Source organism: Burkholderia cepacia (assembly GCF_001718835.1).
Taxonomy (GTDB): domain Bacteria; phylum Pseudomonadota; class Gammaproteobacteria; order Burkholderiales; family Burkholderiaceae; genus Burkholderia; species Burkholderia cepacia_F.
Genome location: NZ_CP013443.1, coordinates 2373516 through 2387416, shown reverse-complemented (window position 1 = coordinate 2387416; position 13901 = coordinate 2373516). Strand labels below are relative to the sequence as shown.

General features: G+C 62.0%; 14 protein-coding genes. All 14 read right to left on the bottom strand.

Annotation, left to right across the window (positions count from 1 at the left end; all coding sequences use genetic code 11):
• Positions 1-747 (bottom strand): TIGR03747 family integrating conjugative element membrane protein, encoded by a 747-nt coding sequence (locus WT26_RS14310; RefSeq protein ID WP_069270330.1) that lies wholly within the window; start codon positions 745-747, stop codon positions 1-3.
• Positions 748-766: 19 nt separating this feature from the next.
• Positions 767-2926 (bottom strand): type IV conjugative transfer system coupling protein TraD, encoded by a 2160-nt coding sequence (gene traD, locus WT26_RS14305; protein ID WP_069270329.1) that lies wholly within the window; start codon positions 2924-2926, stop codon positions 767-769.
• A gap of 1 nt (position 2927) precedes the next feature.
• Positions 2928-3479 (bottom strand): integrating conjugative element protein, encoded by a 552-nt coding sequence (locus WT26_RS14300; RefSeq protein ID WP_015600312.1) that lies wholly within the window; start codon positions 3477-3479, stop codon positions 2928-2930.
• The gene (locus tag WT26_RS14295; protein ID WP_080485657.1) at positions 3463-4020 is read right to left on the bottom strand and encodes a transglycosylase SLT domain-containing protein; all 558 of its coding nucleotides are present in this window, start codon (positions 4018-4020) and stop codon (positions 3463-3465) included. The genes WT26_RS14300 and WT26_RS14295 overlap by 17 nt, the downstream gene beginning before the upstream one ends.
• Complete coding sequence (locus WT26_RS14290) at positions 4017-4748, bottom strand: TIGR03759 family integrating conjugative element protein (protein ID WP_015602028.1); 732 nt, start codon at positions 4746-4748, stop codon at positions 4017-4019. Before WT26_RS14290 ends, WT26_RS14295 begins: the two co-directional genes overlap by 4 nt.
• A 9-nt stretch (positions 4749-4757) precedes the next feature.
• Positions 4758-5390 (bottom strand): hypothetical protein, encoded by a 633-nt coding sequence (locus WT26_RS14285; RefSeq protein WP_069270327.1) that lies wholly within the window; start codon positions 5388-5390, stop codon positions 4758-4760.
• Positions 5387-5989, bottom strand: coding sequence for a PilL N-terminal domain-containing protein (locus WT26_RS14280; protein WP_015601627.1), 603 nt, complete (start codon positions 5987-5989; stop codon positions 5387-5389). Before WT26_RS14280 ends, WT26_RS14285 begins: the two co-directional genes overlap by 4 nt.
• Before the next feature lie 135 nt (positions 5990-6124).
• A complete protein-coding gene (csrA, locus tag WT26_RS35710) occupies positions 6125-6364 on the bottom strand; it encodes a carbon storage regulator CsrA (RefSeq protein ID WP_069270326.1) in 240 nt (79 codons plus the stop codon).
• Positions 6365-6631: 267 nt separating this feature from the next.
• Entirely contained in the window at positions 6632-8305 is a 1674-nt protein-coding gene (locus WT26_RS14270; protein ID WP_069270325.1) for a HEPN domain-containing protein, read from the bottom strand.
• 286 nt (positions 8306-8591) lie between these two features.
• The gene (locus WT26_RS14265) at positions 8592-10859 is read right to left on the bottom strand and encodes a DEAD/DEAH box helicase (protein ID WP_069270324.1); all 2268 of its coding nucleotides are present in this window, start codon (positions 10857-10859) and stop codon (positions 8592-8594) included.
• Between the two features lie 81 nt (positions 10860-10940).
• A complete protein-coding gene (locus WT26_RS14260) occupies positions 10941-11234 on the bottom strand; it encodes a hypothetical protein (protein ID WP_069270323.1) in 294 nt (97 codons plus the stop codon).
• A gap of 96 nt (positions 11235-11330) precedes the next feature.
• Positions 11331-12440, bottom strand: a complete 1110-nt coding sequence (locus tag WT26_RS14255) for a DUF6094 domain-containing protein (protein WP_069270322.1) — start codon at positions 12438-12440, stop codon at positions 11331-11333.
• 61 nt (positions 12441-12501) lie between these two features.
• Positions 12502-13152, bottom strand: coding sequence for a hypothetical protein (locus WT26_RS14250; protein ID WP_069270321.1), 651 nt, complete (start codon positions 13150-13152; stop codon positions 12502-12504).
• Between the two features lie 96 nt (positions 13153-13248).
• Positions 13249-13851: a DUF3275 family protein gene (locus tag WT26_RS14245; protein ID WP_015601026.1), complete on the bottom strand. Its 603-nt coding sequence runs from the start codon at positions 13849-13851 to the stop codon at positions 13249-13251.
• Positions 13852-13901 lie beyond the last annotated feature (50 nt).

Sequence of the window (13901 nt, the reverse complement as noted above, 5' to 3'; positions counted from 1 at the left end):
CTATAGATATTTCTTGAACGTACCGGCGGTGACGTCGATCGATAAGCCGAGCAGTACAGAGCAGGGAAGTAGAACAAAAAGAGGATTAGTGGAGAAGGGTAGCGATAGATAAATGATCCACGGTAGTACCGTCATCGGCATTACGGTCGCCTTGGCCCGATGATGAAGGAATCCGGATTCTCGTCCGGCGCCGAAACGCCGGATATCCCGCCGCACCAGACCGTCGACGAATCCGGTGAACGCGGCGATGATGAAGAGCGGCAACACCATGATCAGCACCAGTAGCCGCACGAGGAACGTCAGGCCTGTGTAGAGCGCGGCGAGCAGATAGTCCTCGAGGTGGACGGCGACAAGACCCAGGTAGTGACGCAGGTCGGTGCCCTTCATGCTGTTGGCATGGGTCTGTGCATCAGCGTCGCGTATCCAGGCAAGGAGGCCCGTCTTGACGATGATCATCCGGTAAGCGCCATCAAGCCAAACTTGCGCCCTATGCGCGGGCTCGTGCACCAACAGGCTGTCGAAGAAATCCGCGGCGAGCTGCTCCGTCTCGTGATGCAGCATCGCCTGCGCGTGATGCCAGCCCTGATCGTGCCACAGCACTAGCATGCCTACCCATTCGATCAGCACCGCGAGAAAGAGTGAACCAATCAGCACACCAAGAAAGCGAAAGGGCAGCGTGACGATCTGCGCAATCAGACCTTGCTGGTGTACCTGCTGGCGTTGGGCGGTGGTGGCGGGATCGGTCATGGCAGTGATATCGGAACCGTCACGCGGCCGCGTCGACGTCGTTGGCGGTCATCTGCCGGAAATCGTCCAGCAGATCGGCCGGGAGCGTGGGCTGTTGCAGGTCCTCGATACCGGTGCTTTCCCACCAATCGCCCGCATCCGTGTAGTGCTGGCGCATCGCACGCGCCATGGCTTGCAGGTTCTCCGGCATTGCATCGTCCGGATCGGGCACAGGCAACGGCATGCGAATCTTCCAGAGGTTGCCGCCCTCCAGCAGCGCGAAACATTGCCCCTTGGGCAACGCAACCACATGCGCCGGTTCGATCATCGGCACGGAGGTGGCGCTGACGCGATCGACCGTGTTGGAGGTGAAAGCGGTTTTCCCCTTTGGATCGGAGCTGTCGGTGGCGCCGCTCACGACCGAGGCCGTATAGACGTCAACCTTCGGTAACTGCCGGGTGAGCAGTTCGGCGGTCGCGGTTTCGCGTACGCGCAGCATGAAGAGGTTGTTGAAGTTGCCGATCACCTGGCCGGCCTTCGCGCGGTTGCCGATGCGCGCCTCGATGTCCGAGAGGGTTTGCGTGTAGGCCGTCACTTGCACGCCGGCGCCGCCACCCTTGTTGATCATCGGGATGAATTCATCGCCCATCAGTTCGTTGAATTCATCCGCATGCACATTGATCGGAATCTGCGCGCCGACTGCGGCGCCCGGCAGGCCATCATCGACCCCGAACTTGTAGATGTGCCCGGCCACCGACACGAGATCCGAGAACATCGAGTTGCCGACTGCGGCGGCGACTTCGGCATCGGAGAGCGCATCCAGACCCACGTACACGATTGCGCGTTTCCGAATCACCTGCATCCAGTCGAAGATCGGGCGTGGATCGGCGAGGTCGCGATAGTCGGGCGCAAGCAGTTGTGCGATCTTGCCGGTGGTGAGCTTTTCCAGGAGCGGCAGCAGGCTCGCCACGATCTTGTCGAAGTAGGTGCGGTCGTAGCGCACCGCCGAACGCAAGCCATCCAGCACCGGATCGAATACGCGGGCCTGCGACAGATACTGCTCGATCGCGACCACGCGCTTCTCGCGCCCGACCATGTGCCGGGGAATGGTTTTCTCGTTGAGCCGCGCTTCCAGTTGCACGACCACGTCCCACGCCTTGGGTTCGGCCTTGGCGAAGAAGTGCTGCGCATACTCGATGAAGAGCGCATCGATGTTGATCACGTGCCGTTGGATCAGCAGGTAATCGGGCCGCTGTCCCAGTTCCACCAATGCACGCGCGATGATGTTGACGAACCGCCAGGCGAATTCCCGGAACGCGGCCGAGTTACCTTCGCCGGACAATTGCCCGGCCACACGCGTGGCGACTTCCGAGATCCGCCCGAAGCGGCCGATCGCGTTGTAGCGGGCGGAGATATCCGGCCAACCCAGATGGAAGATGTAGAACTCGCCGTCCCGTCCGGCGCGCTTCGCCTCGACGTACATGCGCTTGAGCAGATCCGCATCGCCCTTCGGATCGAACACGATCACGACCTCGTGCTGGCCGTTGCGCACGCGTCGGATGTCCTGCGTGATGAAGAGTTCGGCCAGGCGCGTCTTGCCGACGCGGGTCGTACCGAGCACCAGCGAATGACCCACGCGCTCGCCCAGCGGCAATGTCACGTCGATTTCGACCGGCTCGATACCGTGCAGACGCGGCAGGCCACCGACAGGTGGCAACGGGCGGACAGGATTGAGCGGGTGATCCCAGGCGGTGGCGCGTGCGAGCGCCGAGAGCGGCAACGGCACGAATTCGCGTTTCGCTTCGAGCCGACGTGCGAGCCGCCAGGCGAGTGGGGGTTCGACGTATCGGCGAAACTCCGGTCGATACGTCTGTACCAGGCGGTGCGTATGGTGCGGCTCCCACCGAAAGCCCTTGCCGATAAAGAGCCACTGCTGGCTCACCGGCACATCGCGGCTCGCCATCACGTAACGCGGCAAGCGGCGGATGTGACGGCGGTAGCGCAGGATGACACGTGCCTGTTGCCAGCGGCGATAACCCAGCGCACCGAAGGCGAACGCCGAGACGAGACCGAAACGGGGCGTCAGCGCGAGTGACCAGGGCGCCGCCACGCACAGCGTTGCGCCGAGCGCACACACGGCCACGGTGTAAAGCTCGACCGCCGGCCGCAACAGCACCTCGACGGCGTGTTCCTGCGCCATGTCATGGTTCGATGCCCGTGGCGGTCACGAGCACGGGATAGTGCGAGAGGCCCAGGCGAATTGCGATGTCGTCGCCGGAGGTGGGGACTAGCGTGAGACCCGGCGCATCGCGTCGCAGGGCGGCGAGTCCTTCGGCCGAACCGACGTTCACGACTAGACCAATGGCGCCCATCGCACGCAGCGTGTCACCGCGGGCATGCAGCCAGGCACGCGAAGGGCGGTCGTCGCCAATCAGAAAAAAGGGCGAGAGGCCGGGCGCGCTAAGCGTGCGCGGTGTCACTCGCCCCGGAGTCAGGCGCGCCGAATGCACGGGCAACAGATCGGCTTCGCGATACGGTGCGTGCGGTGTCGTCGGTACAGCGGGTGTGATGGCGGCCGGCGTGTCGGGCAACAGGTTGAGCGCGCGGTAATACGGCAGCGCCGACACGCCGCCATCGTCGCCGACGACGATCAGGTCTTGCGCAGATGCGATGCATACAAGTCCCAGTAGCGCGACACACACAAAGCGATGAGCAAGCTTCACGATCGACTCCCCATCACGGATAGGCAGCATCGAGCACGCGCGCTAGACGCACAGCCACTTGGCGGCGATAGTGCGTGGCCAATGCCCCGCCCGCCGGTCGGTGATACCTCCCCACGGCGACGAGCCAGTCTTCGCCCGCGATGTGCTGCTCGTGCAGGATCGATGCGGCGGCGTCGAGGTTGCGATACGGATCGAGGGCGTCGCACGGGTCGGCGAAGCGCTCGTGTTGAAAGCCGAGGTTGATCTGCGCGAGACCGACGTCGACATGCGTGGCGCCCACGATCGGCAACGCCACGCGCAGCGCACGGCATGCCTCGGCGCGTGTGCGGTAGCGCCAGGCGGTGCCTGCGATGTTCAAGGTCCACGGCCAGGGGATGAGCCGGCCTTGGAGACGCATGCCGCTTTCTTGCAGTGCGACGGCGAACAGCACCACCGATGGCACTCCGGCGTTGTGGGCCGCGAGCTGATAGGCGGGTGGCGGCAGCGTGACGGCCGCGGTGGGCATACTGAACCAACCGAGCAGGCTGAGCCACGCATGTCGGCGCATCTTACGGGCTAGTGCCCCTCTCATGGCGACCCCGTATCGGACAGCACCGCAGGCAAGGTGCCTTGCCCACCGAGCATCAGCCAACGCCCGGCATCGTGATTCAAGGTGATGGTGCGTGCGCGGACTTTGGCCGGATCGATGCCGATGCGCTGCGCCCACGCACGAATACGCGCATCGTCGCCGCGACTGCCGACCATGTAGATGTCGAATGCGGCACCGGATGTTTGAAGTTGTCGCACGCGGGCATCGCAGGTCGGGCAGTCGTCCTTCACGAAGACGGCCAGCCGTCCCGTGTGTGCAAGGGATAGATCGGGGCGGGAGGGCGACGTCAGCGCATGCACCGGCAGCTGATCGGGATACAGCCGCTTCCACGCGGCGTCGTAGGCGTGCTGGTAGATGAGTTCCTTCTGCACCCGCTGCGATTCGGCGTGCACCTGCAATTCGGCGTAGTGCTGCCGCTCGGCGTCCGAACGGGCCTCGATGCCCAGCGCGGTGAGTGGATCGAGGTTCGGCGAATAGATGCCGAGTGGTCCCCGCATCAACTGCTGGTAGCGGCTCCATTCGGCGACATCGAGTCCCCACGCATGGGCGCGGGCTTCATCCGATGCGGCAATGGGCGAAGCTCGTTCGATAGCCGTTGCGGATGCGCTCACAGCGGTTCGGGTTTGCGCGGTCACCGTGCCCGCGACGCTCAGGATGCTCGGCAGCAAAGCGGCGATGCAGACGAAGCGTAGTGTAACGATACGGGCCATGACACGACCTCACCGAATCGGCAGACGTTGGATCTGGCCGTCGACGTGGAACGTGGCCGTATAGCCGTCCAGCGTTTCGAGCTGCCAGTCGCCCTCGCTATCACCGGGTTGCAGCAGATGTACGTCGCCGAGCGCATGCCAGTGCGGCGGCGCAATGGTCAAAAATGTCTGACCACCACGCTGTTCTTCGCCCAAGATAGCGAAGGGTGGCAGACGCGGCGCAGGCGGTGCGACGTGATGATGCCGCGATGTCGCCACCTTGCTCGTAGTCTGTGCCGAGGCGATCTGGCGAGTTTCAAGCTGATGGACACGCGCATCGAGCGCGTTGACGGTATCCGTGGTTGCCGTTGTGGTGGAAAGCTGCTCCAGTTTGCTGAGTCGTGCGTCGAACGTCTGACGCGTGGCATCGAACGTCGCCTGCGCGACGCTCGATGGAGCGTGTTGCAAGCGCGTCAGCGCGACATCGAACGCGTCGAGTCGTTGCTGAAGTAGGCGCACGTCGGTGTGCGATGCATAGCTCGGCGACGTGCGGGCGAGATGGGCTAGTCGGCGATGATCGACGATCACGAGCGTGGCGATGGCCGCGGCGCAGCTCGCCACGGCCATCCAAAGCAAGCGCCGTCCGCGGGGTGACACGATCATTGCGGGCCTCCCAAGGAATCGTTGATCGGATCGGCATCCCTCAGCGGCACCGGAGCATCGGGTGATGAGGCGGACGACGCCGGCGAGGTGGGGTGATCGTCGGGCTGCGGCGCGAAGCACACCTCGCGCGTTTCGTCATCGACGAGTAAGGTCCAGCGTGGCCCGGCGAGGTGTTGCAGCGCGTCGCGCAACGTGATGGGCCCCAGATGTTCGTGCGCAGCGGGCAGAGGCAGGGCGTATAGCACGACGGTGGTGTCGGCGTGCTCGTCGCAGAGTCGATAGCCCGAGCGCCGCAGCACATAGTGAAGGGCATCGCCGACCGTGGCGTTGGCGGCGGAGGGGATCGTGAGATTGATCACCTGCTGCATCAGATCGCGCTGACCGTCGTCCGGCACCAGCTCGATCAGCGTGTAGCGACCGTAGCGGACGACCGGAATGGCTGGCGGTGACGCAGGCTCACGTGTCGCCATCGATATCGATGGCGGCGTCGCGTTTGGTGGGGCGGACGTGGCGCATGCGGTGACGCACGTCGTCGCGGCGGCAACGGCGATGGTACGCAGCGCGTTGCGTGCCACACGGCGGTGAGAGGGTGACGGCATACGATGACCTCGGCATGGCGATGCCGTGACAGTCGTCGTTTGCGCGACTGGGTGCACGTGTCAAAACGGATCGACCGAACGCCCGATTGTGTGGGCGAGTCGTATCGATGTGCAGGTTGTCCCGCGCCTGGGCGGTTACTCGTGGTGGCTGGAGCGTGCGCGGCGAACGATGACCGGAGGATGGGTGGATGATGCATTGGCCGCGGCGCGCTTCTCCGCCTGAATGCTCCGGTAGATTTCTTCGCGATGGACGCCGACGTGGGCAGGGGCCTGGATGTCGAGGCGAACCTGATTGCCATGAACGCCAAGGACAGTGACGGTGATCTCGTCGCCAATGTGCAGTGTTTCTTGCGGATGGCGGGACAAGATAAGCATGCCGCGCGGTGTGCCGGACGATGGTTGCATGGGGCCTTCCCTGGACACTGGTAAGCACGAAGGTATAGAAAGCGCCCAGCCTATAGCAAGGTCGCGGGTTTGGCGGCCGTGCGCCAGGCGAGCGAAAAAAAAGAGGTCCCGCGATAACCGAGGGACCGGAAGTGGACGGACAGCCTTTAGTGTATCCGTTTGACGCCACCAGAGTCGCTGCCGGTGTCTTCACCGAGCATCACGGCCTATGACATCGCTGCCATGTGGGCGTGTGAGTCATCCTTGACTCAGGCGCGATTTGTCGAAGACATATGCGCCGTGAAACTCGATACTTTCGTCTCCGCATTCGATGAAGAGATGAGGCACATGCCGGACTATCCCGGCTTCCACATCGAAGATCTGCTCGAATGTGGACATGCCCGTGTGGCGCGCGTTCTGCCAGTCCAGGTGCTTTTGCTGGAAGTGATCAGAAAACTCGATCTCGTGGTTGGGTCCCTTCAAAAAGCAGGTGAAGACTCCAAGCCCCTTGCGTGACGATAGCGTGCGAAATACCTCGGGCGAAACCTGGAAGAACTCCGCTGTCTCGGATACGCGTGCGAGGTGTTTCTCATCGATCTGGCTGAGTCGGCGTAGACGGCAGAGCGGGTTGTTCAAGCCCTCGAGAAAGTCGGTTTTCGACAGGCCGAAGTCGATGTAGGCCCAGTAGGTCAACAGCAATTCGATTCTGCTGACGACCGTGCCGATCTGCTCAAGGTCGCCGTCTTCCAGTCCTATATCATCGCCATGCGCAATCTTGTCACGGACCCTTTTGATCAGCCGGAAGTCGCGTTCCGCGATGTTGATGATCTTTACGATATCCGCGTCGGTAGCCGCGATGGTTGCTTGATACTTCTCGGGGAATTTCGGTTCTTGGCTAAACGAAAACATTCGGTTGACGGCATCAAGTATCGACTTGATCGTCGTTTCACCGAGTTTGGGCGACATCTGGACCAGTTCGCCCTCAAGCGCGCTCATCTTTTTCGGATTGGGCGGCGTTAGGGATTTCTTTCCACGTCCGGCATAGTGACTGACGTAGCTGTCGAGCAAGCTGATGTATCCAAGCGCCTTGTATTCCCAAAAGCCTTCGTAACGTTGCATCCCTGCGAGACGGGTCCAGCGCACGCTACGGTGCGGAGATCGATAGTAGTTTTGAAATATTGTCTGCCATCGATCGTCGAGAGCATGTTTTTGCGTAAAGCAGCTGCGTACGAACGTACTGTCGGATGTATCTCGATCGACTGACCGGAACGTAGGGAAGTAAAGCCGATGGAATCGATTCGTATCGACGGTCTGTACGTGGATGTCCACGATCGACACCGGATGAGCGATCAGGATGGAGAGTAGGCGGGCGACCTCCATGGCCTTGCCCTTCGCATCATCTAGCGTGAGCACGCCGCCCGTTTGCTCAAGTGCGAACTCGATGTGCTCGTGAAGCACATGATCTTCGCCTTTGGATGTTAGGTCGCTCTCGTATTCCGTGGTCAGTTTGAATTGCCGCTTGCCATCCTCAAAATCCACAGATATCTGTTGCGGTAGTTCTGACCATGTGAGCGTCTCGCCGACTTTTCCTTCGATGCGACGCCATTGCATAAACCATTCGGATATGTCGCTGTATCGAATGGATACGCTCCGAAACCCATCGTCCAGAACATTCCCGACTATCAAAAAGTCAGCGTAGATCGTAAAGCCATACGCCTTGCACCCGTGCAGCGTGTATGACTTCCCGTTTTCGGCTATTGCCTGCACCACGCCAAGCAAATACTCCGTATCGGAATGCGGTATCGGGCTCGTCAGCGGCAATCGACCGCGTACTGGCGTGCCACCCCCGAAAGATAGTTTCCCCTCACCGAGGCTGCCGAGTTCGTCGTGATGGAACTCCACCGAGTGGGTATGTTCTTTGGTGAATATCATGTTCTATAGCCGTATCGGTTCCTTGAGGCGTGGAGCTGACTTCGCATCGCTGAGATGGGCTCACTAAAGGCTCAGAATTCGTAGTTTGACAGAATGCACACGTACTGGTTGCCGGAAGGCGTCGATCATGGATAGAGGAGAAACGGTCTCACGCGGCAAGCAGCCGCTGCGGCGAAGGCTTTCCTGATGACGGTATGGTGCGATAGGCGACCTTCATCTCCTCACAAATCTCAGCAGAAGAAAAAAGCCGCTAGCCCGAAACGGGTTAGCGGCATAGAAAGGACGGTCACGTTGTTACCAGCTGACGGGCCAGTGCTACCTCGACCGAATCCCCGTCCTGATTGAGCACATCCAGGCCGGAATCGGGCACATCACCCGAGGTGCTTTGTGAGACAGCAATCTTCTTCGCCATCAGGGCAAGGCAGTGCATCTGCGAGGTCTCGGCGTAGCCGAGGTAGATCACTTTCACCGGTTGCTTTTGGCCGATGCGCCAGGAACGACGCGCGGCCTGTTGCAGCGTGTAGACGTTGTACCCGGACTGCATGAAGACGATGGTCGGGAATTCCAGCAAATCCAGGCCGGTTTTCACGAGATCCGGGTTAGTGACCAGTACGTCGATCCCGCGATCGAGCTGCTCGGCGATCCAGTCTTCGCGGCGGGAGGCGTCCACGCTTGCGCGCAGCACCGCCACCTTGAAGCCTTCCTGCTCGAGTAACGTCTTCAGCCGGGCCGCCGTGTCGCGCGTACCCGTATAAACGCTATAGACCAAGGTCTTGCGACCGGCGGCTCTTTCCTGTCGGCAGATGTCGATGAGTTCCCGCTCTTTCGGCATGACGTCCAGATCGCCGAATTGCGCGGGTGTGAACGCCAGCATCGCGTGCGTGCGCGGATGCTTCACCGTCTCGGACCGAAAACACGTGTCGGGCCAAGCGAGCAGCACGTTGAGGACCACGCCGAGCAAGGTCGTATCGCGTTTGGCGAGCGCCTGCTTGAGATGCATCGTCAACGTGCCCGACAACTGCCGGTAGGCTGAGGCTTGTTCGGACGTCATCGCGACGTCGCGAAACTCCTCGTCATACGGTGGTAGGACGTTGCCGCCGATGTCCTTGAGTTTCAGGAACACCGTGAACGGCAGGACGCAACGCAATACGCCCTTCGGACCAAACCCGGGCGCCTTGACCGTGCGCACCGTGATCTTCGAGCCCTTGGCCGTCTTGTGCGACGAACCCGTGCTCTCCGAATAGATGTCCTTCAACACGCCGTGATCGCGCATGAAAGCCATCGCGGCCGATGTCAGACTGCCTTGGCGATTCGGCCGATACCCATCTTCGATCATGCGTCCCGGCAACGACCGGAACAAAAGATGAAAGAGGTCATCGGCGTAGCCGCCCATCAATGTGCCGGTGAGCAGTAACGTCTTGCGCGCCTTGGCGGCGAGCACGCCCATGGCTTGGCCCTGTGCGGAACCCGCGTTCTTGTACTCGTGCGCTTCGTCCGCAATCAGCAAGTTGAACGTGCCTTGCGGCAAATAGCGCTTGACGTACTCGGAGGGCTGATAACCACCTTCGCCGAAGCCGAACTCCATGTTCGCCATCGCGCGTTCCATGCGCTGGGCCTGACGGTCGGAGAACACCAGCTCACCGTGCTCGTCCATCAGGTTGATGAACTCGAACAGGTTGTCGCCGAGCATGGACGCAAGAAACGCCTCGCCGAATTGCTTCATCAGCTTCTGTGCGGTCACTTCACCGATGGTCGGAATACGCTTGAGCGCCTTGAGCACGGCGGTCGATTGATCGTTGGCGGACACCGTGCGTGGACGCATCAGCGTCCAGAGCGGTGACGCGCAGTGCGCGCACTTGCGACGGATGTCCTCGGCATCGAGTTCGATCGGGTTGATCGGTTCGCCGTCGAGGTCGGTGATGATGTCGCCACAGTGCGGACAGGCACCGATGGAGCCGTGTACGGTGCGACGATGCACGAACGCGGGCTTCCAATGGAAGCCCATGCGCATGCGCACACGGCCCAGCACAAAAAACTCCTGACCTTGTGCCGGCACATGCAACGCTTCACGCAGCGTCATCAGCTTGACAAGCGTGTCCGGGCCATTGAGCACCCACACCTTGGCACCCGCGACGGTTTCGAGAATTTCGCGCCGCCATTTGTAGACGAGATGCGGCGGCGAGAGCACGAGCGTGCGGCGATAGCCTACCGCGTGCAGCACCGCTGCGGTGGCGATGCCGACGGTCGTTTTGCCACACCCCATTTCGCCATTGACGATCGCCGCACGCTCGTGGCGTTCGATCAGGAGCTCGGTGACGGCATGGACGACATCAGCCTGGGCAGGGAACAAGCGGCGCTTGAGACCGGCGAGGACGAGTTGACGATGGGCGCGAGGTTGCCCGGCGTAGACCGGCGGGTTGGCGCTGTTGAGGGCCTCCAGCAATTCGTCGCCAAACTCGGTGACGAAATCCTGCAGAGACAGCGTAAGCGGCGAGGCCGCTGCTTCGAGCAGATCGCCCTGTTCGGGCGCATCGGAAAGTGTATCGAGCGACATGGTGCAAACTCCTTGGAAAAGAAAGGGGCATGCACCGTCCCTGTGGGGCGATGACCTGCCCCAGGGGGAACGAAGAGGAACTCAGTATTCCGATGGCAAGAGCAGTGTGGTGACGCTGCGATCCCATTCGGTGATGATCCACAGTGTCATGTCAGGCGTGACCTGATAGGACGACAGCAAACGGTCGCCGTGTGTGAGCGCGGTGTCGTTCCTGCGGCGATCGGCGTCGCAAAGTTCGCCCCAGTCAGCGCAAAGATGACGACGCAGGTAAGGCAGTGGATTGAGCCGTCCCTGATGGATCAGCGTATCGACGCCGGCCGTCATGATCAGACGACCGGGAGTGAAGCGCGCGGGCGATAAGGATTCGAGTGCCATGGATGCCTCCTGTTGATGAAAGAGGTCACAGCACCCCGGCGGGGTACGGTGACCCCGGTGGGTGGATGAAAGCGACGTGTCGTCGGTGGGCGACAATCAGCGAATGGTGAGTACGTCGCCGCGCGTCGGCGAGCCCGGTGTCATGTCCCAGGCGCGGATGATGGGGACGAACCTGTCGGTGAGGATGCGCGTTTCGGCGATGGAGCCGTCGTCACGCTCGGTGTATTCCGTCTGCAGCGTCTTCTCCTTGTGCGTGTCGCCCTTCACGACCAGCACCTTGCCGGTCTTGGAGGTCACCACGCCAGAGATCGCGCCGGCCGCGAGGGCCAACGCGAGATGCCACTGCGACAATGCACGTGCCGGCGGACGCAGAGTTTGCTGCGCGGCGCCCAGATGCGTGTCGACGGACGGCCACAACCCTTGCAGGCGCTGCACTTCGTCTTCGAATTGCGCCGGATCGAGCGTGACCCGGTAGAAATGCTCCGGCTCGGCGGGCGATACCGGTACGGTGTACGGCTCGAAGGACCATGCCTCCGGCAGCTCGTCCGCATCGACGTCGCCATGACCGATCGCCAGCAAATGGCTGCGTATCGCCTTGGCGCCGTCGACGGCCTGGTCGCGCTGTCGCACGCGACGACCGAGGATCACCACCTGTTTGAACTGCGTGTCCACCGCACGGTAGATGCGAAGATCCGCTAAGTGACGTGTCAACCAACCGACCAGCTCGGCATCGAGGATGGTGTGGGGGACGATGAATACGAGCACGCCGTCGTATTGCAGCAGCGGTAGCGTGCGTTGATAGAACAGTTTCTCGAGACGCGCACGGCCTTGACCCTGGTAGCCCAGGTTGCCGTTCGCATCGCGACTCAAATCGCCGTAGGGCGGATTGAGCCAGAGCAAACCGAAGGTTTGGCGGCTGATGATCGTGTCCATCAGGTCACCGTGCAGGCAGCGATCGACCAGTTGCCGGGCATGGATAGCGCGTTCGGCGTCGTACTCTACGGCGTACACGCGTACCCAGTCACGCCCGAGCGCATGGGCCGCTTCGGCGATCGCGACGCCTTCGCCGGCGCATGGATCGAGGATGCACATCGGCCCTGTGGAGGGGGCCAGTGCCAAGAGCACGCGTTCGAGCGTGCCTTCGTCGGTGGGGAAATAGCCGGCTTTCACAAAATTGCGTGCCAGCCGCGGAAACATCAGAGCCATGGGGATACTCCTGAAGAGAAGGAACGATGAGGGCATGCGACGATGCATGTCCCGTGGGAGATCAGGCCGCGCACACCAGCGGTGCCGTGACGGCGGGTTCGGAGGGCGATGCCGAGAGGCGTCCCTCGCGAATGCGTTCGCCGAGCGCCGCCGTCAATACGGGCACGTCGATCGCCAGCCGGTAACCGTCGAGCGGCCCGAGGGCCAGCGGCAGACGTCTCAGCATGTCGCCGTGCGTAAGCAGTTCGAGCACGGTGTCGTGCCAGTGATCGAGCAATGGCAAGGGGCAGGTATCGCGCACCAGCGACCAGAGCCGTTCGGTGCTTGACACCGTGGTACGCGGCAGCAGTGCGAGCGCCGTCGCATTCGCCTTGTCGGGCTTCACGCAGCGTTTGTCGAACAGCCACAGGTTGACGAGTGAGCCGAACAGCGTGCGGCGAAACGCGCGCGTGCTGCGCTTGTCGAGTCGTTCGACATTGCCGACGATGACGGGCACCGACACGCCCTGATCCGTGACGAGATGGAACCGGTCGAGACCCTGTTCGCTGGGGCTGAGCGTGAGACGGGCGAGGAAGGCCTGGATTGCGGTGTCGCGCGCCCAGACGGACAGAAAGACGAGTTCGCCGTGATCGTCACCCACGCAGGCGTCGGCCATCAGATCCGGGCACTCGTCGATGGGGTAGAGCGTACGCGAAGCAAGGGAGGTAGGCATGGTGATGTCCTTGAGAGAAAAAAAAGAGGGGCAACGTCGCCGGGGGAGCGAGCGGTTGCCCCAAACGGGGGAGGAGCGGAACAGGGGAGAAAGCGATCAAGCGGCGAGGCGGTGCCAATCCTGCGAGAGTGGTGCGAATTCGTAACCCAGTGCGCCGAGCCGATCGCGCTGCTGACGCAGCAGGCGCCGGTCGACGGTGGCATCGAGCTTGACGATGTCGCCGAGTGGCCAGAGTGCGCCGAACAAGCTTTCGTCGTTGGCACGGCCGGCACTCGCAGCGTGCTGCGCGGCTGGCGCTTTCGTGCCAAACGGCGTCGTATCGATGAGCGGATCGTGCGCCGCGCTGGTCGAACCCGTGGTGGGTACCGGTGGTGTGGCGGACGTTTCCTCATCGATCGGATCGACTTCCTGCGGACTCAAGGCGCTCGCTTCGTCGCGGCTCAGTGCGTCCGCGGCGGACAGCGTCATGCCACCGAGTCGTGCACGGATTTCGATGACCATGCGGCCGCCGGTGGGATAGGTCCACGGAAAAATTTCCGTGACGAGAAAATCGCCGTCGTACTTGCCTTCGGCGTATTGATCGAGTTCGGCGTTCTTGATGACGAACTCGCCGATGGAGGTGGCAAGGCGACCGACATTGAAGTCGCCGTTGCGCCCGTGGATGGTCTTGATGGCCAATTGGCCGGAGAGCGTGATCATGGGAGGCATCCTCATGAAGCGGCGTCGCCATCGATGGCAGATGACGACAC